Annotated in this window: 15 protein-coding genes; 5 read left to right on the top strand and 10 right to left on the bottom strand. The window is 63.8% G+C overall.

Annotated features, from left to right (window positions below; all coding sequences use genetic code 11):
• The first annotated feature begins 72 nt into the window (after positions 1 to 72).
• Positions 73 to 1,116, top strand: a complete 1,044-nt coding sequence (locus XH89_RS15720) for an SPFH domain-containing protein (protein ID WP_194467904.1) — start codon at positions 73 to 75, stop codon at positions 1,114 to 1,116.
• Positions 1,100 to 2,035, top strand: coding sequence for a sugar kinase (locus XH89_RS15715; RefSeq protein ID WP_194467903.1), 936 nt, complete (start codon positions 1,100 to 1,102; stop codon positions 2,033 to 2,035). Before XH89_RS15720 ends, XH89_RS15715 begins: the two co-directional genes overlap by 17 nt.
• A 5-nt stretch (positions 2,036 to 2,040) precedes the next feature.
• Here the strand turns inward: XH89_RS15715 and XH89_RS15710 are convergent, their stop codons facing one another.
• The 5 genes from XH89_RS15710 to gmd all read right to left on the bottom strand — a co-directional run bounded on the left by XH89_RS15710 (position 2,041) and on the right by gmd (position 6,134).
• Positions 2,041 to 2,244: a hypothetical protein gene (locus tag XH89_RS15710; protein WP_194467902.1), complete on the bottom strand. Its 204-nt coding sequence runs from the start codon at positions 2,242 to 2,244 to the stop codon at positions 2,041 to 2,043.
• A gap of 29 nt (positions 2,245 to 2,273) precedes the next feature.
• Entirely contained in the window at positions 2,274 to 3,611 is a 1,338-nt protein-coding gene (locus tag XH89_RS15705) for a sorbosone dehydrogenase family protein (RefSeq protein WP_194467901.1), read from the bottom strand.
• Positions 3,608 to 4,060: a DUF2231 domain-containing protein gene (locus XH89_RS15700; RefSeq protein ID WP_194467900.1), complete on the bottom strand. Its 453-nt coding sequence runs from the start codon at positions 4,058 to 4,060 to the stop codon at positions 3,608 to 3,610. Before XH89_RS15700 ends, XH89_RS15705 begins: the two co-directional genes overlap by 4 nt.
• Before the next feature lie 63 nt (positions 4,061 to 4,123).
• On the bottom strand, positions 4,124 to 5,083 hold the full coding sequence (locus XH89_RS15695) for a GDP-L-fucose synthase (RefSeq protein ID WP_194467899.1): 960 nt from the start codon (positions 5,081 to 5,083) through the stop codon (positions 4,124 to 4,126).
• On the bottom strand, positions 5,064 to 6,134 hold the full coding sequence (gene gmd / locus XH89_RS15690) for a GDP-mannose 4,6-dehydratase (RefSeq protein ID WP_194467898.1): 1,071 nt from the start codon (positions 6,132 to 6,134) through the stop codon (positions 5,064 to 5,066). The genes XH89_RS15695 and gmd overlap by 20 nt, the downstream gene beginning before the upstream one ends.
• A 343-nt stretch (positions 6,135 to 6,477) precedes the next feature.
• On the opposite strand from gmd, the gene XH89_RS15685 reads away from it, so the two are divergent.
• Both XH89_RS15685 and XH89_RS15680 read left to right on the top strand, forming a co-directional pair.
• Positions 6,478 to 7,518: a lysophospholipid acyltransferase family protein gene (locus XH89_RS15685; RefSeq protein ID WP_194467897.1), complete on the top strand. Its 1,041-nt coding sequence runs from the start codon at positions 6,478 to 6,480 to the stop codon at positions 7,516 to 7,518.
• Between the two features lie 20 nt (positions 7,519 to 7,538).
• Complete coding sequence (locus XH89_RS15680; protein ID WP_194467896.1) at positions 7,539 to 8,723, top strand: TCR/Tet family MFS transporter; 1,185 nt, start codon at positions 7,539 to 7,541, stop codon at positions 8,721 to 8,723.
• Between the two features lie 45 nt (positions 8,724 to 8,768).
• On the opposite strand, the gene XH89_RS15675 is transcribed toward XH89_RS15680, so the two are convergent.
• From XH89_RS15675 to xylB, 4 genes are all read right to left on the bottom strand, one after another.
• Positions 8,769 to 9,716, bottom strand: coding sequence for an ABC transporter substrate-binding protein (locus XH89_RS15675; RefSeq protein WP_194467895.1), 948 nt, complete (start codon positions 9,714 to 9,716; stop codon positions 8,769 to 8,771).
• A gap of 110 nt (positions 9,717 to 9,826) precedes the next feature.
• Positions 9,827 to 10,867, bottom strand: coding sequence for a ribose ABC transporter permease (locus XH89_RS15670; RefSeq protein ID WP_194467894.1), 1,041 nt, complete (start codon positions 10,865 to 10,867; stop codon positions 9,827 to 9,829).
• On the bottom strand, positions 10,860 to 12,383 hold the full coding sequence (locus XH89_RS15665) for a sugar ABC transporter ATP-binding protein (protein WP_194467893.1): 1,524 nt from the start codon (positions 12,381 to 12,383) through the stop codon (positions 10,860 to 10,862). Before XH89_RS15665 ends, XH89_RS15670 begins: the two co-directional genes overlap by 8 nt.
• A 123-nt stretch (positions 12,384 to 12,506) precedes the next feature.
• Entirely contained in the window at positions 12,507 to 13,952 is a 1,446-nt protein-coding gene (gene xylB / locus XH89_RS15660; protein ID WP_194467892.1) for a xylulokinase, read from the bottom strand.
• A 246-nt stretch (positions 13,953 to 14,198) separates the two neighbouring features.
• Here xylB and XH89_RS15655 point away from each other — a divergent pair, with 246 nt between their 5' ends.
• Positions 14,199 to 16,574, top strand: a complete 2,376-nt coding sequence (locus XH89_RS15655; protein WP_194467891.1) for a glucose/quinate/shikimate family membrane-bound PQQ-dependent dehydrogenase — start codon at positions 14,199 to 14,201, stop codon at positions 16,572 to 16,574.
• Positions 16,575 to 17,157: 583 nt separating this feature from the next.
• Here XH89_RS15655 and XH89_RS15650 read toward each other — a convergent pair.
• Positions 17,158 to 18,213: a hypothetical protein gene (locus XH89_RS15650; protein ID WP_194467890.1), complete on the bottom strand. Its 1,056-nt coding sequence runs from the start codon at positions 18,211 to 18,213 to the stop codon at positions 17,158 to 17,160.
• Positions 18,214 to 18,772 lie beyond the last annotated feature (559 nt).

The following is an 18,772-nucleotide window of genomic DNA, read 5'->3' as shown; positions in this document are numbered from 1 at the left end:
AGTAGCATAGTTAGTTGTACAGTCCAACTTACTTAGTTGCTCAGGCCAACTTATAGCCGCAGGAGGCAAGCCATGTTCGGCATCCGGTTCATCAAGGCCCAGCCCACCACCTATCTGATGAAGTACCGCGCCGGTGCGGTCGTCGCGGAGGGCACCGGCCTCTCCGCGCTGTACTACGCGCCGGTGACGACGCTCGTCGCCGTGCCCGTCGGCAGCCGCGACGCCTCCTTCATCTTCTCATTGATCGCGCGCGACTTTCAGACGCTGACCGTGCAGGGCCACGTCACCTATCGCGTCAGCGAGCCGAAGAAGGCGGCCTCGATGCTGAACTTCACCCTGAAGTCCGACGGCAAGACCTATGAGACCGACGATCCGGAGAAGCTGCCGGAACGCATCCTCGGCACGGTCGAGGTGCTCGCGCAGCAGGCCATCAAGGAGCTGACGCTGAAAGATGCACTGCAAGCCTCCGACCGCATCGCCGACATCATCGCGGGCGGTCTGCGAGGGCGCGCCGACATCGAAGCGCTTGGCCTGGAAATCCTTGGCGTATCCATCCGCGGCATCAAGCCGACGCCTGACACCGCCAAGGCGCTGGAGGCGCAGGCACGCGAAGCGATCCTGAAGAACGCGGATGAAGCGATCTTCGCGCGGCGCAATTTCGCCGTCGAGCAGGAGCGCGCCATTCGCGAGAGCGAGCTCGACACCGAGATCGCGGTCGAGCAGAAGAAGCGCTCGATCCGCGAGACCCAGATGGATGCCGAGGCGAGCGTTGCCGCCAAGCGCAACGGGCTGCGCGAGGCCAGCATGGCCGCGGACATCGTGCTGGAAGGCAAGCGCAAGGATTTCGTCGGCCTCAATGCCGAAAACACCCGCACGCTGGCCGATGCCGAGGCCTATCGCGTCGGCGCGCTGATGAAGATCTTCGAGGGCGTCGATACCCGCGTCATCCAGGCGCTCGCCGCCGCCGGCATGCAGCCGGGCCAGCTGATCGCGCAAGCCTTCTCCGGCATCGCCGAGAAGGCCGAGAAGATCGGCCAGCTCAACGTCTCGCCTGATCTGCTCAGCCAGCTCATGGAGAAGCCGAAGCCGGAGCCCGCCAATGCCCGCCGCCAATGACCGCAAGATCGTGCTGGTGACGCGCAAGACCAGGCTGGAAGACCTGGTCGCGCGTTACCTGACGGCGGCGCAGGCGCGCTTCTATGCCGAGCATCTCGGCGCCGACTTCTCCGACTATGAGAGGGAGCACGAGGTCTATCAGGCGCAGCGGCGCGCGACGCTTCAGGTGTTGGAGCAATGGGGGCGCTATCAGGTGATCGAGCGCGGTTTCCTGCCGAACTTCATCTTCGCGCCCGACGACATCGTGGTCGCGCTCGGCCAGGACGGCGTCGTCGCCAACACGATGAAATATCTCGACGACCATCCGCTTGTTGGGCTCAACCCCGACCCTGCGCGCTACGACGGCATCCTCCTGCCCTTCGCGCCACGCGATCTCGCCAAGCTGCTGCCTGATGTCGCCGCCGACAAGCGCGGCAGCCAGGCCGTGACGATGGCGGAGGCGCGGCTCAGCGACGGCCAGGTGCTGCATGCGGTGAACGACCTCTTCATCGGCGCCCGCACGCATGTCTCCGCGATCTACGAGATCGCGGCCGGCGGGACGACGGAGCGGCAATCCTCGAGCGGATTGATCGTCTCGACCGGGCTCGGCTCGACCGCCTGGTTCAAGAGCATCGTCACCGGCTCGCTTGCGATCGCCGGCAGCTTTGGCCAGCCGCCCGCTCTGACTGATTACGAGGCCCTGCCCTGGAACGCCGCGGAGTTGCGCTTTGCCGTGCGCGAGCCCTTTCCCAGCCGGCACTCGCAGACCAGTCTCGTCTGCGGCCGCCTCGCGTCCGAGGAGCAGCTGCGCATCCGCTCGCTGATGGCTGAGAACGGCGTGATCTTCAGCGATGGCGTCGAATCCGATCGCCTCGATTTCAACGCGGGCGCCGAGGTCACGATCGGCATCGCCAGGAGGCGCGGCCGGCTGATCGTGTGAAGCGGCTAGATTCCGAGCGCGTTCTCGCCGGGTTCACGGCCGGGCACGCTGACATGGACTTCATGACCCTCACGGAGCGCCAGGGATGCTGCGGCCACCGCCGACTCGAACGCGGCCTCCTTCGTGGCGTATCTGCTCTTGACGTTGCCATCATGCAGCACGCCCCATTCGTCCTGGACCGGTACGATCGCATATTGAGCAAGACCCATCATCCCTCTCCTATCGCTGCGCGGCCTGCCTATCGCTGGGTGACCTGCGGATGCGCGGCCGTCACTCGCCACACCGTGTTGCCGCTGTCGTCGGCGACCAGCAGCGCGCCTGATTTGTCGATGGCAACGCCGACGGGACGGCCGCGTGCCTGGTTGTCGCTGGTGAGGAAGCCGGTGACGACGTCCTGCGCCGGCCCGCTCGGCTTGCCATCCGTGAACGGCACGTACACGACTTTGTAGCCGGTCAGAACCTGCCGGTTCCAGCTGCCATGCTCGCCGACAAAAGCGCCGCTGCGATAGGCGTCCGGCAACTTGCTGCCGCTGGAGAAAGCAAGTCCGAGCGCTGCGACATGCGAACTCAGCGCGTAATCGGGCACGATTGCCTTGCCAACGAGGTCCGGCCGTTGCGGCTTGACGCGGGGATCGACATGCTGGCCGTAATAGCTGTAGGGCCAGCCATAGAAGGCGCCGTCCTTCACCGAGGTCATGTAATCGGGCACGAGATCCGGCCCGAGCTCGTCGCGCTCGTTCACCACGGTCCACAGCGCGCCGGTCTGCGGCTCGAAGCTCAGGCCGTTCGGATTACGCAAGCCGCTGGCAAAAATCCGCCAGCGGCCGCTGGCGCGATCGATCTCGAGGATATCGGCGCGATTGTGCTCGGCCTCCATCCCGTTCTCGGTGATGTTGCTGTTGGAGCCGACGCCCGCATAGAGTTTTGATCCGTCCGGGCTTGCAACCAGGCTCTTGGTCCAGTGGTGGTCGATCGGGCCGCCCGGCAGCGGCGTTAGCACCGTGCCTGATACGGTGATCTTGGTGTCGCCTTCGGCATAGGGATATTTCACGATCGCGTCGGTGTTGGCGACGTAGAGGTCGTTGCCGACCAGGGCGACGCCGAACGGCGAGTTGAGATGGTCGAGGAAGACGCTTTGCGTATCCGGCACGCCATCGCCATTGGTATCGCGCAGCAGCGTGATGCGATTGCTGGGTCCGGTATCGCCGCCGGAGGTCGCCCAGGACTCGATATATCCCATCACGATCTCCTTGGGCCGCTTGATCGCGGCGGCCTTCGGCGCCTTGGATTCGACCACCAGCACATCGCCGTTGGGGAGAACATAGAGCGAGCGGGGATGCTGCAATCCGGTGGCGAAGGCCTTGGCCTGCAGGCCCTGTGCAACCGTCGGCGTCTCGTCCTTCTTCCAGCCGATGATGCGGGCAATGTGCATGGGCGGCAGCAGATATTGCTGGATCTCGGGCAGGACAGGATTGGCGCCGATCTGCGCCTTGGGATCGCCGCTGCCGTCATTGCAGCCGGCGAGAAGAGCGAGGAGCGAAGCGCACAAGAGCGCGCGCGTGCGAAAAGACATCATCGCGCAACTCCCACACCGTGGCGATACACCATGGCCCAGCCGAGCCAGCCGGTGACGGGCAGGATCAGTACGGTGAGTACCGAAAGAACCAGCCCCCACGGCCACACTGAGGTCCAGGCATCACGCGTGTGAATGAACGCATTGAAGATCGCGAGGATCATCGCCACGGCATTGCCGATCAGATGCGGCCAGGCCGGTGTTTGTGCTCGGACCAGGCGATTGCCGAGAAAGTCGGTCAGGCCTGCGATCGCGGCCAGCATACCGAAGATGACGCCGACGATCAGAAGCCAGGCGGAGAAATCCGCCCACATGATCTCGGCCGAAGCGAGATAGGTGATGTCGGTCAGCAACGCGCCGATGAAGCAGGCGATCGGGATCGGCACCAGCATCGGATGAATGGGATGACCCGCGACTTGCGCAGTGGAGCGCACGGGCACGATGTCTTGCACTGAAGGCCTCGTGTGGCATGTCGTCCTGCCCCAGCGGCCAACTCGTGCTTGCGGTGATGGTTCCTAGGACTGCGCGGGAACCAGCAGGGTCGCCTGATACGCCTCGTAGGCGCGCTTCAAGCCGTCGTGAAGCGACGTCGTCGCGCGCCAACCGAGCTTCTCGAGACGGCTGACATCGAGCAGCTTTCGCGGCGTACCGTCGGGCCGCGACGTATCGTAGGCGATCTCGCCGCGATAGCCGACGATCTCGGCGACCACGCGCGCGAACTCGGCGATGGCGATGTCCTCGCCGGTGCCGATGTTGATCAGCTCCGCGCCCGAGTAGGTCTTCATCAGATGCACACAGGCATCGGCCATGTCGTCGACATAGAGGAACTCGCGCCGCGGCGTGCCGGTGCCCCAGACTGCGACGGTCTTCGCGCCCGACAGCTTTGCCTCATGGAAGCGCCGGATCAACGCCGCGACGACGTGGCTCAGCTCGGGGTGATAATTGTCGCCGGGACCGTAGAGGTTGGTCGGCATCACGCTGATGAAGTCGCTGCCATACTGGCTGCGATAGGCTTCCGCCATCTTGATGCCGGCAATCTTGGCGATCGCATAAGGCTCGTTGGTCGGCTCCAGCGGGCCCGAGAGCACCGAATCCTCGCGCAACGGCTGGGCCGCGAGCTTCGGATAGATGCAGGACGAGCCCAGGAACATCAGCTTCTCGGCGCCGTTCACATGCGCGGCGTGGATGACGTTCGCAGCAATCGCGATGTTGTCATAGATGAATTCGGCGCGCAGCGTGTCGTTGGCGACGATGCCGCCGACTTTTGCCGCGGCGAGAAAGATCACTTGCGGCCGTACGCGCGCGAACCAGTCGAACACGGCGGCCTGGTTACAGAGATCGACCTCGTGCCGGTCGACGGTGACGAGATTCACATTCTCCTGCGCCAGCCGCCGCACGATGGCGCTACCGACCATGCCGCGATGACCGGCGACGTAGACGCTCTTGCCGTTGAGCTCAAACGGTACGCTTGCCATTCGCGATGTCCCGCTTGGCCTCGGCCAGATCGCTCGCCATCATCTCCTCGACGAGCTGCGCAAAGCTTCGCTTCGGCTTCCAGCCGAGCACCTTCTGCGCCTTGCTGGCATCGCCGACGAGCAGATCGACCTCGGTCGGACGGAAATAGGTCGGATCGATCCTCACCACCGTCTTGCCGCTGATGGCATCGACGCCGGTCTCATCCACGCCGGCGCCGCGCCATTCGAGGCGGCGGCCGACTTGCGCGAACGACAGCTCGACCATCTCGCGCACCGAGCGCATCTCGCCGGTGGCGAGCACGAAATCATCGGGCTTGTCGGCTTGCAGGATCATGTGCATGCCCTCGACGTAATCCCGGGCATGGCCCCAGTCGCGCTTGGCCTCGAGATTGCCGAGATAGAGCGTCTGCTCCAGACCAACCTCGATCCGCGCCACGCCGCGGGTGATCTTGCGGGTGACGAAGGTCTCGCCGCGGATCGGGCTTTCATGGTTGAACAGGATGCCGTTCGAGGCAAACATGCCGTAGGCTTCGCGGTAGTTCACCGTGATCCAGTAGCCGTACAGCTTTGCCACGCCGTAGGGCGAGCGCGGATAGAACGGCGTCGTCTCCTTCTGCGGAATCTCCTGCACGAGGCCATAGAGCTCGGAGGTCGAGGCCTGGTAGAACCGCGTCTCTTTCTCCATGCCGAGGATGCGGATCGCCTCCAGGAGGCGCAGCACGCCGATGGCGTCGGCATTGGCGGTATATTCCGGGCTCTCGAAGCTGACCGCGACGTGGCTCTGGGCGGCGAGATTGTAGATCTCGGTGGGGCGGATCTGCTGCACCAGGCGGATCAGATTGGTCGAATCCGTCATGTCGCCGTAATGCATCAGGAACGGCACGTTGCCGACATGCGGGTCCTGGTAGAGATGGTCGACGCGCGCGGTGTTGAACGAGGACGAACGCCGCTTGATCCCGTGCACGACATAGCCGAGCGACAGCAGATATTCGGCGAGATAAGCGCCGTCCTGACCCGTCACGCCGGTGATGAGAGCGACCCGCTCAGCCATATCCGCAAATGCTCCCAAAGTGCCCAAGAAGGCCGGCTTCCAGCTCCGGCCGACACCTGCCCTTCTCTGACATATCGTTCGCCGGGGTCAACCCACTATGGCGCTAAAGCGTTCTTTTTCCGAGGATTCCAGCCGCAAGGCCAAGGTGAGGCCGAGGGCGCCGCCAATGGCTGAAAGGGGCACCTTGAGAAGCTGGTAACACTTGTGTGGTGTGATTTTCCCGCAATATTCGGCGGGTTTTGGGGTTCAGGTGACGTTCCGGGAAACAGCAGCAGGCACCGAACCGCGCGAGACGAATCCGCGTCCCTTCCCCCGTGGACACGGAGACATCCAGACCGCTGTCGTGAACCTTGTCGACCGCCTGGCACCCATCGTCCCCATCGCACGCCAGGTGGATGTCGCGCGCGAGATCGCAAGCCTAATCACGAGCCTGCCGAGCACGATGGGCAACAATATGTTCCTGCGCCAGAGCATCATTCGCCGCAGCATCGCGACATCGGATCATGTGATCGACGGTCTGGCCGCCTGGGTCACCGTCCTGTTCGACCTTGCCAATCTGCAGCAGGATCGCGCTCGGGCCATGGGCCTCGATGCCAGGATTCCGCAACATGCGCTCGATCGTCTCGCGCGGGCGCTTTCACAGGCGCGCAACGGCTGCATCATTGCCGTGCCCCACATCGGGAGCCTCGAACTGTTCGCAGCGCATCTCAAGGACCGTGGCTTCAACGTCGGCTTCGTCTATTCGATCGGCCGCCAGCCCACGCCCACCGAGCGATGGATCTACGCCGGCCGGAGCGCGACCGCGGCCACGCCGATCGCATTTGCACGACGCAACACCGGCGCCGAGATCTCGAAGGTCCTTCAGAACAACGGCGTCGTCTTCATGGTCGTGGACGTCTATCCCAGCGCCAGATATGCCGGGATCACCGTCAAGACCCATGATGCCGACTTCCGCTATCCACCTGGACCTGCGCGTTATGCGCGGACGGGCACGCTGGTTCTGCCCGGCTTTGCGTCGCGCCGTGACGCGACAGGGTTCTCGATGAACATCCTCCCCCCGATCGACTACCGCAGCCGGATGCCTGTCGAAGCCGCGGCGTCCGAATTCACGCAAGAGGTTGCGGCTCATGTCGATGGCTTCACGGCAGAGCAGCCTGCCGCCTATTGGCTCTGGCATCCGATCCCGAACGATCCCTATCTCGCGATCGCAGAGCGCCAGCGCCCGGATCTCCTGACCGCGATGGCGCCGGAAGATGACGAGGCCGTCGCTCTCGCGGTGGAAGCCGCGGACGCGAGCCGGCTGACGGCTGAGACGGCCGCCTCCAACCGCTGGAGGGAAGCCTTGCCGCTCGCATCGTCCGCCTTCGCGGAAGGTGTCGCCTGACTGACAGGCGGCAAAATCCCATGAGCCGGCCGCTCGTTGCGATCCTCGTCTGTGCAGCCCTCGAGGCATCAGGCATCGCGCTGATCTTCCCGACGCTGCCACATCTGCTGCGCGCCATGGCCGGCACAGATAACGTATCTGCGCTTTATGGCACGTTGCTGGCGCTGCACGCGCTCACGCAGTTCATCGTCACTCCGGTGCTCGGCGTCCTGTCGGACCGCGTCGGCCGGCGTCCGGTGCTGCTGCTCGCGCTTGCCGGCACGACGGTCGACTATCTGATCATGGCGTTCACGCCATATCTGTCACTGCTGTTCATCAGCCGCACCATCGCCGGATTGACGGCGGCGGGCGTGGCGATGATCACCGCCACCATTGCCGACATCACCCCGGAGGGGATGCGCGCCCACCGCTTCGGCCTGTTCCACGCCTGCTTCGGTTCCGGCTTCGTCATCGGTCCGGTCATCGGTGGCATGCTCGGTGATATCTCGCTGCGTGCCCCTTTCCTTGCGGCGGCCGCGTTGAGTAGTGCGAACGTCCTGATCGCGCTGTTCGTTCTCCCGGAAACGCATCGTACCAAGCACAAGCCGTTCGCATGGCGGACGCTAAATCCGTTCGCGCCGCTGCGCTGGGCGTTGACGTTTCGTGCGCTGATCCCGTTGCTGTCCGTCTTCCTGCTCGTCAGCCTCGTCGGCCAGACCTACAGTACGCTCTGGGTGCTCTTCGTCACGGATCGCTTCCACTGGACTGCGACCGACATCGGCATTTCGCTCGGCATCTTCGGCGCATTGGTGGCCCTGGTGCAGGCCTTCGCCATTGCCCCGCTCACGGAACGGCTTGGCGAACGCGGCACGCTTCTGCTCGGAATCGGCTGCGAGGCGATCGCCCTCCTCATCCTCGCCTTCGCGCAGGCAGGCTGGATCGCGTTCGCACTGATTCCCCTGATCGCATTCGGCGGCATCAGCGCGCCGGCCCTGCGGGCGCTCCAGTCGAAAGCCGTCGACAGGGAACGCCAGGGCCAGTTGCAGGGCGTTGTCGCGAGCTTCGTCAGTCTGGCTGCCATCCTTGGCCCGCTCGCCTTCGGCGCAATTTACGCCCTGTCGCGGCCTGACAGAACCTGGCTTGTATGGATCATCGGTGTCGCGATTTTTGCAGTCACCGTGCCGATGGTTCTGACGGTGCCGAAGCGAGCGATCGAGCGAGAGTGAACGGGCGGCGATCCGTCAAGGGATCGCCGCCCGCTGCAGCCTGTCCTACTGCGTACGGTCCGAGGTCCAGCCCTTGTAATCCTTGATATTGTCGCGGGTCACGAGCTTCGAGGGCAGCAGCTCGACGGTCGAGGCCGGCTTCTGCCCATTGAGAATGCCGACGCCGACCTGTACTGCGCGCCGCGCCATGAAGAACGGGTCCTGCGAGGCCGACGCCTGGACCTGCGGTGACGCGGGATCTTTCAGCGAGGCCTCGATGTCAGGAGCGCCATCGACTGCGGTGATGATGATGCCGCTGCGGTTTTGCTGTTTCGCCGCCAGATCGGTCCCGATCGCCTGCGGATCGTTGATGGCGAAGATGGCGTCGATCTTGGGGAAGCGGGTCAGATAACCCTGCGCGACGGTGAGGCCGCCTTCGCGCGAACCCTTGCCGTCCTGGTCGCTGGACAGCACCTTGATGCCGGGATTCTTGCCGAAGACGTTCTTGCAGCCGGTGACGCGGTCGATCACCGCGGAGACCTGCGGCCCATTCTCGATGATGACGTCACCCTTGCCGCCCAGCTTGTCGACGATGTACTGGCACGAGATTTCGCCGGCCTGAACGTTGTTGGTGGTGACGGTGGCATCGGCGCCTTCGGCCGCCGTGTCGACCGCAACCACGACGATGCCCGCGGCCTGCGCCTTCTTGATTGCCGGCCCGATCGCCTTGGGATCGCCTGGGTTGAGCAGGATCAGGTCGACGCCGGCGGCGATGAAATTGTCGATCTGGGTGACCTGTTTGCCGAGGTCGTATTCGAAGCCGACGGTGGTGATCTTCACATTGGGATTGGTCTTCTTGGCCTCGAACTCGGCGCCCTTCGACAGCGCGACGAAGAACGGGTTGCCCATCGACCCCAGCGAGACGCCGATCGACTTGAGCTCCTTGGCGGAGGCCGGCGCGGTGGTCAGGGCGAGCGCCATCGCGGCGCCGGCGAGCATAGTGGTCTTCAACATTGGCTTCCTCCCTGGTCTGTCTTCAAAAACCGGCACGGCAGACCAGTTGCCGTAGCGGAACCTCGTATTGCGGCGTGCGCGCCGATCTCTTTCAGGTTCTGGCAGAGCCTTCACGTTCTGGCAGAGCCTTGCAGCCGGTAGCGATCCAGTGCCACGGCGCCGATGATCACAAGGCCCTTGATGACGTATTGCCAGATGTCGGAGACGCCGATCAGGATCAGGCCGTTCGAGAGCACGGCGATGATCAGCGCGCCGATCAGCGTTCCCCAGATCGACCCGATGCCGCCGACGAAAGACGTGCCGCCGAGAATGACCGCGGTGATGGCGTCGAGCTCGTAGCTTTGTCCGAGCTGCAAGCCATTGGCCGCATAGAGCCGCGCCGCCTGCATCGCGCCCCCGAGCCCGGCCAGCAGTCCCGACACACCATAGACGAAGATCACGACGGCCCAGACCTTGATGCCGGCAAGCCGCGCCGCGCTTTCATTGCCGCCCACCGCATAGATGTGCACACCAAGCACGGTCCGGCGCAGCACCAGCCAGGAGACCAGGATGACGAGCAGTGCGATCACCGAGAGCCATGGGATCGACGCAACGCCAGGCACGAGCGTCAGCGAGCCGTTGCCGATGAAGGCATAGGGAATCGACGGATTGAACACGGTGGTATCGGCGCCGAGCAGCCGCGCCAGGCCGCGCACGGCGGTGAGCGAGCCCAGCGTGACGATGAAAGGCGGCAGGCGCAAGAGCGCGATCAGCGCGCCGTTGACGACGCCGAAGCCGAGACCGGTGAGCACCGCGACCGGCAGCCACAGCGCACCCAACTCGGGTAGCTTGGAAATCGTGAGGCCCGCCATCGCGGACGCCGCCAGGATCGAGCCGACCGAGAGATCGATGCCGCCGGTGAGGATGACGAAGGTCATGCCCGCGGCAAGCACGGTGTTGACGGCAGCCTGCTGCAGCACGATGCCGAGATTTTGCCCGGTGAAGAAACGCCCCTCGGACAGGAAGTGGAAGCCGATACAGAGGATCAGCAGCACCGGCAGCATGCCGAGCGCGCTGATCAGCATCCTCACCCGCTGGCGCTTCGTCTCTGCCGCGCCCCCGTTGGTCGTCGTCGGAGCGGGCTGGGCCTTCGAGGCAGTATTGTCAGGCATCGAGATGCTCCGTCCCCGTCGCGAGGGCCATGATGTCTTCCTGGGTCAAAGGCGCCGTCTCTGTTCGCCTCACCTCGCCCGCGATATGCCCCGACCGCATCACCAGGACGCGGTCACAGATACCGATGATTTCAGGCAGATCGGACGAAATGACGAGGATCGCAGTGCCGGCCTTGGCGAGATTGTCGATGATCGAATAGATCTCCGACTTGGCGCCGACGTCGACGCCGCGCGTCGGCTCATCGAGGATCAATACCTTCGGCGCAATGGCGAGAAGCCGCGAGAGCAGCACTTTCTGCTGGTTGCCGCCGGAGAGTCCCCCCGCCGGAACGCCGACATTGGCCGCGCGGATGCTGAGGCCAGCGAAGGCGCGGTCGGCGCGCTCGCGCGCCTTGTCGCGATCCAGGAACCAGCCGAGCTTGGCATCGCGCCCGAGCACGGCGAGATTGATGTTGTCCAGACACGACATGTCGAGGAACAGGCCGAGCGCCTTGCGGTCCTCCGTCAAATAGGCGATGCCGGCCTCGAGCGCTTCGCCGGGCGTGCGGATGTCGATGGGCTGGCCTTCGAGTTCGAGACGGCCCGAAATCTTCGGTGCCGCACCGACGATGAGATGTGCAAGCTCGGTACGGCCGGCGCCGATCAGGCCGGCAAGCCCCACCACCTCACCCGCATGCACCGTGAGCGAGCAGCCCTTGACGCGCTGGCCGTCGGCCATGTCGATGGCCGTGAGCACGGGGTGCCCCTTCCCGGCCTCGGGATCATGATCCTTCTTGTAGAAGGAAGAGACATCGCGCCCGACCATCATGCGGACGATGGCATCGGCGCGGATGTCCTGCTTGTCGAGCGAGCCGACCAGCCGGCCGTCGCGCAGCACGGTGACGCGGTCACCGAGCGCATAGACCTCATCCATGCGGTGCGAGATGTAGATGATGGCGAGCCCTGCGGCACGAAGTTGCCGGATCAGCGCGAACAGCCGCTCGCTCTCGCCGGCCGACAATGCGGTGGTCGGCTCGTCCATGATCAGGATTTTCGAGCGCGCGTGCAGCGCACGCGCGATCTCGACGAGCTGGCGCTGACCCATGGAGAGATGCGCCACCAATGTCGACGGCAGGAAATCGGCGCCCAACCGCTCCAGGATCGGGCCAACACCCTCGCGCATCGCGCCGCGCGCCAGCAAACCTGAACGGGACATCTCGCGGCCGAGATAAATATTCTCCGCAACGCTCAGATTGGGGGCCAAAGACAGTTCCTGATAGATGATCGAGATGCCCGCGGCACGGCCGCCGTGCGGACCTTCGATCCGCACCGGCTTGCCCTCGATGCGAATCTCCCCGCCAGGATCGGGCCGGTAGGCCCCCGACAGAATTTTCATCAGGGTCGATTTGCCGGCGCCGTTCTCGCCCATCAAGGCATGGATCTCGCCGGCATAGACGGTCAGGTCAACCGCACGCAGCGCCTTGATGCCGAAGAAGGATTTCGAAACTCCCCGCATTTCGAGGATCGGATCGTTCATCGTTCCTCCGGCACACAACGCGTTTCCTGTCCGCGTTTCGTTTTGAGCGCGGTTCGCCCATTAAACAAAAGGCCATCGCACAGGGCAACAGCGAACAGGGAGAAATGCGCAACCAAAGCGACGTTAGTGGCGCGGTCGATACAACTGGCGCCAGGCGGAAAGCCGGTCGGCATAGGCCCCCACTAGTGCGCGATCGGGTTCGAAAGTCTCGACGCGTTGCGGTGGCGTGCAGACGGTTGCGATTGCCTCGCCGGTGACAGCAAGCCGCCCCAATCTCGCCGCACCGAACGCGGCGCCGGTCTCACCGTCGGCAAAGCGATGGATCGGAATATTCAGAACGTTTGATAGCACCGACAACCAGAACCTCGACCGTGAACCGCCGCCGATGACGTCGGCTTCCGTGACCACGATGCCAGCATCGCCAAGCGCGTCACGGCAATCGGCCAGCGCAAAGGCGACGCCCTCGAGCACGGCCTGCACGATCGCCGTGCGGTCTGTGCCATGGCTCAAACCGTCGAGCATGCCGCGCACGAGGGGATCGTCGTGCGGCGTCCGCTCGCCCGCGAGATAAGGCAGGAAGCTGACGGGCGACGGCGCCCGCGGGCGCGCCCCCAGCGGCGCCAACAGCTCGGCTTCAGCGACGCCGAACAGCCGCGCGGCCCATGCAAGGCATGACGCCGCGGAGAGGATCGCGCCGGCCTGGATCCACATGCCTGGGATCGCGTGACAGAAGGTGTGGACCACCCGGTCCGGGTTGGCGGCAATATGGTCGGTCGGCGCCAGCAAGGCGCCCGAAGTTCCCAGCGAGATAAACGTGGTTCCGGGCCTGATCGCGCCGATGCCGATGGCACCCGCAGGGTTGTCGCCGGCGCCGCCCGCGATCATTGGCCGTCTCGCCATGCCCCAGCGCTGCGCGAGCTCGCTGCGAAGCGTTGCCGCCGGCGCGCACCCCTCCACCAGACGCGGCATGTGCGCGCGCGACAGGCCGGTCGCGGCCAGCGCCGCATCCGACCAGTCCCTGCGCGCCACGTCGAGCCACAGCGATCCCGATGCGTCCGAGACGTCCTCGATCGCCTCGCCAGACAACGCCAGACGCAGATAGGCCTTCGGCAGCAGGACGCGCGTCGTCGCCGCAAAGATCTCAGGCTCATGCGTCGCGATCCAGAGCAGTTTTGGCGCCGCAAAGCCCGGCATCGCCTTGTTGCCCGTGATCGCGCGCAGCGCGGGCCAGCGCTGCTCCAGGATGCGGCACTCAGCGGCGGAGCGTCCGTCATTCCAGAGGATGCAGGGCCGCAATGGCTGATCATTCGCATCGAGCAGCGTGGGGCCATGCATCTGGCCTGACAGTCCAATGCCTTCGACCGCCGCGAGTTCTTGTCCGTGCGAGGCCTTCAAGGCGTCGAGGGTCGCAAAGGCCGCCTCGATCCATTGCGCGGGATCCTGCTCGAAATAGCCCATCTGCGGCGAGGCCATCGTCAGCGCCTGGCTCGCGCTCGCAATCACAGACTGGGCGTCGTCGACGAGAACCGTCTTGACTGCAGAGGTGCCGAGATCGATGCCCAGATACATGGCGGATGTGGTTCCCGTGGGTTAGCGGCGTGGACAGGCCATGCAACTGTGATCGCACTCCGTGCGCGCACAATTGCGATCAAAGCATTATCACATCAGATCGCAAGTTTTTGCGCGCGGATGTTGCTTCGATGTAGCAGTTAAGGGTTGCTCCCTGTGGTTGACTGGACCACAGTGGTTGCAACCAAGCGCCGTCTGTTGCGTTTGCACTGGACCGCCTCGACCCTTCGCCGCGCCGGAGCAGCCATGCAGCGATCCACGGCCGTCTTTGTCACGGGTCTCGTCTATGGCCTGATCGGTCTGGTGCTCGCGGGGGGCGGCCTCTGGCTCGCGGCGCTCGGCGGATCCATCTTCTATGTCGTTCTCGGTGTCGGCATTCTCGCGACGGCCGGGTTGCTGCTCGCGCAGCGTCATCAGGCGCTCTGGCTGTTTGCGGTCGTGCTGGTCGGCACGTTGGCCTGGGCCATCTCCGAGGTGCAGTTCGACTGGTGGCCGCTCGCAGCGCGCGGCGACGTCGTCTTCCCGATGGCGCTCTGGCTGCTGACGCCGGCGATCGTTCGCGGATTGCTGCGAGACGAGCCGGTGTCCTACCGAAGCGCGACACTGCCGCTCTGGATCGGCATAGCGGCGTCTTCCGTCGTCCTCATCATCGGACTTCTATCGAGCTATCACGACATCAAAGGCACGATCGCCGAGGCAGCGTCGACCGTAGCGCAAAGCGAAGCCGACCCTCAGCCGGACGGCGATTGGCAGGCCTATGGTCGCACGCAGTTCGGACAGCGCTATTCGCCGCTGAAGCAGATCACGCCCGACAATGTCGGCAGGCTCAAGGTGGCCTGGACCTTCCGCACCGGCGATATGCCGACGCCGGAGGATTCCGGCGAGACGACCTTCGAGGTGACGCCGATCAAGGTGCGCGATACGCTCTATCTCTGCTCGCAGCACCAGGTGCTGTTTGCGCTCGACGCCAGCACCGGCAAGGAGCGTTGGCGATACGATCCCAAGCTGGTGTTCAACAAGACTTTCCAGCACATGACCTGCCGCGGCGTTTCCTATCACGAAACCGCCGATGGTGCCGTCGACAGCAGCGGCGCTCCCGCGCCCGCCGAATGCCCGCGGCGGATCTTCCTGCCGGTCAATGACGGGCGCATGATCGCGCTCGATGCCGACAGCGGCAAGCTGTGCGAGAGTTTTGGCGATCACGGCAGCCTCGACCTCCAGCAAGGCATGGGGATCAAGACGGCGGGCTTCTTCGAGCCGACGTCACCGCCTGTCGTCAGCGACAAGATCCTGGTCGTCGCCGCCGCGGTGATCGACAATTACGCGGTCGACGTGCCGTCTGGCGTGATCCGCGGCTTCGACGTCTACACCGGCAAGCTGGTTTGGGCCTGGGACTCCGCCGCGGCCGACGAAAATGAGCTGCCGTCGCCGACGCGCCACTACACCAACGGCTCGCCGAATTCGTGGATCACGGCCTCGTTCGATCCGAAATTGAACCTCGTCTACATCCCGACAGGCAATAACGGACCCGACATCTGGGGAGGCAATCGCAATGCGCTGGTCGAGCGCTATTCCAGCTCGATCGTTGCACTGGACGTCAACACCGGCAAGCGCGTCTGGTCGTACCAGACGGTGCATCACGACCTCTGGGACATGGACGTGCCCTCGCAGCCGAGCCTGGTCGATGTAACCACGGCCAATGGCGTCGTTCCCGCGATCATCCAGCCGACCAAGGTCGGCAACATCTTTGTGCTCGATCGCAGGACCGGCGAGCTGATCGTGCCGGCACCGGAGCGCACCGTCCCGCAAGGCGCAGCGCCCGGCGACCGCACCGCGCCGACGCAGCCATTCTCCGAGCTGACCTTCCGCCCCGAGGCGAGACTGACGGGCGCGGACATGTGGGGTGGCACGATCTTCGATCAGCTCTTGTGCCGGATCATGTTTCACCGGCTGCGCTACGAGGGCACGTTCACGCCGCCGTCGCTGCAGGGCACGCTCGTCTTCCCCGGCAATCTCGGCATGTTCGAATGGGGCGGCATCGCGATCGATCCGGTGAGACAGATCGCCATCGCCAACCCGATGTCGTTGCCCTTCGTCTCGAAGCTCATTCCGCGCGGGCCGCAAAATCCTCCGGCGCCGACGGCCGAGAAGCCTGTCGGCAGCGAGGTCGGCGCGCAGCCGATGTATGGCACGCCGTTCGGGGTGGATATCCAGAGCTTCCTCTCGCCCCTCTCCGTGCCGTGCTACCGGCCGCCATGGGGCTCGATGGCCGCGATCGACCTGAAGACGATGAAGATCGTCTGGCAGCATCCCAACGGCACGATCCGGGATACCACGCCGCTGCCGCTGCCTTTCAAGATGGGCGTCCCAATGCTGGGTGGGCCGATCACGACCGCCGGCGGAGTCGCGTTCTACACCGGGACCTACGAGTACACGATCCGTGCTTACGACGTGCGCGACGGCAAGGTGCTCTGGGAGGATCGCCTGCCCGCCGGCGCCCAATCGACGCCGATGAGCTACGAGGCGGGTGGCAAGCAATATGTCGTCACCGCGGCCGGCGGCCACGGCTCGTTCGGCACCAGGCGCGGCGATTACGTCATTGCTTACGCGTTAGGGGATTGAGCTCGGGAGCAACGTCGTCTGAGATGCTTGGAGCGGGTGAAGGGAATCGAACCCTCGTATTCAGCTTGGAAGTCTTCGAATTTCCGTTGCGCTTTCAACAGACATTCCGACAATTCGCAGCCTTTTTGCTTGTTGAGATCACTACAGATTTTGTTCCTGTCGGAATGATATTCGAGTTGGCTGTCACTGGCGGCAAGGTACTCGGACTGCCCCCTGGCTCGACAGCCACCACACCTCAGCTTTTCGATTTCAGAAGTGAGCGCTCGAGCTAGCCGGCGCTCGATCGATTTGCTGGCGATCGCGCCGCTTCGCAAATTCCGTCCAATGACAACCGACGTCATCTAACGTGGGTCAGTCCAGCCCCTCACGAAGACCACAGGGCGTGCTTCTAGCTCTGACAGGTTAACGGACGCGACTGTATCAACCTCGGGGATCAAGCAGACCGACCAAGCAGCAACGATCGTTACCCGAAGAGCGGAGACGTTTTCCGGCTCGGGCCACAAGCGCGAGCTTGCGCGCAGAGCGTGACCGCAAGGAAGGAGCCGCCCGGCGTTGATACCACGTCCGAAAGCTAGCGTATGAATTACAGACGGAGGCCGTCGTCCGGATCGTGATCTAGGGGAAGACGGAGCTCTGGTGCAATTGTTCGCGTTATTCGTATCTCAACCGTGGCAGCTGGTCGGAACCGGCTGGCAGGTACTTTGTCTCCAGAGATCTTCGCAAGCTCTTTGGCAGCGTCCAACTCCCCTCTGGCAAGGCCGAGGATGAGCTGTTGGCGCTTCGGCTCGCAGGCAATGTTGAGCCTGAGGTCGTGGGGAGTACCCGGACTGATCCAAGGAACAACGTGAGGAGCTGAAGGGACCGGACCGCGCGAAGGTCCGCTGCCAACTGTCGCCAAAGTCCACAAATTTGCGATGAGGAACCATCCGAACGGCAGGCTCCGGAGGAATGCCGTTCGGTGCAAATCCACTGCCCTCGACAGCCTCGGCGAGACGGGGCTGATCCAGAAGCCGGCTTCCGAAGCCGTCGAGCTCGCGTCGCTCACATTGCGTTGCAATTCTTGTCCAAAGGGAGTGCCGACGTACAAGGCGCCTGCGTTTTCCTGGTGCAATTGCCGGACAATCGCGATCGAGTTTTTGTCAAAAACTGACAGCCGCGGACAATAAGACGCGGACTTTACAGTATTCTCGCCGAGATGGTCTTCGAGGTGCCGGAGACTTAAGCGCTGCCCTTCGTTGCCGGCACGAAATTGCGCCTGAAGGTCATAGGGTGGTTCTCCGTCGTGATCATAGAGGCGTTTGGCCTGGATCAGATAGGCCGCGGTCTGCGGACCGCGAGCAAGCACCTCATCCTCAAATGTAACCACCAGACCATAATCTGAGTAAGTGATTTCATTTTCCCAACCCGTTGGGTGCAGTCGCACTTCGATGGCAAGGTACGGATCCCTTTCGGTCTTCGGCCATGCCGATGAGACAGATACATTGGCGTACCATTTCGACGGATCATGGAGAAGCTGAGCAAGCCGGCGAGTAACTTCGCGCTCGTCTGTGGGATAGCGATCCGCTAATCCCTCGACCAGACTACGATCAAGCGCATCGAAGTAGGATGCGAGGCGATGGATCTGGCCCACCGACAGCATGAAGCCCCCTTACGGTCCTGAGTGCAGTCCGACTGAAACGCTAAGCTCTAAATAGCTGAATCTCTTCCCGCTCTCTCGTCTGAGCATCGTAGATTCTAATCTGGAGCATGGGAAACCGCTTTTTCAGTTCCTTAGCGCCCGACTTTGCGCCGTCTTTGGTGGCAAATTCGGCCTTCAGCCGGCCGTCTACCTCGATTGCATAGCCCGAAGCAAGCTGTCCCTGCATAGCCGCAACCATCTTAGGCCCGTTGTGGGTGTCGCTTGTTGATTACCGTGAGTCGGACATCACGCACCAGCTGACGGCAGCTTCGATGACCGGCGCGAATCGCCTCCTATATGGATGGCATTTGGGTCGTTCGAACAGGCCGACGGCCTCCCGTTTGCACCGATACAGGCGCGATAGAGCCACGGTTCCGCATGCCTGCGAACGAGCGCTCGACGCCGCTCGCTAGGATCCGCACCGGGCTTCTCCACGCAGGTTGCCGCTGTCACGACCGCCGGGGTGCTCGCGTCGATCGGAGATGACTGCCCGGAGTATCCGCTCGAATAATCATATCCC

Origin of the sequence: Bradyrhizobium sp. CCBAU 53340 (assembly GCF_015291645.1) — a bacterium.
GTDB lineage: Bacteria > Pseudomonadota > Alphaproteobacteria > Rhizobiales > Xanthobacteraceae > Bradyrhizobium.
The sequence above is the reverse complement of the archived record's forward strand: the minus strand, read 5'-3'. Positions and strand labels throughout refer to the sequence as shown.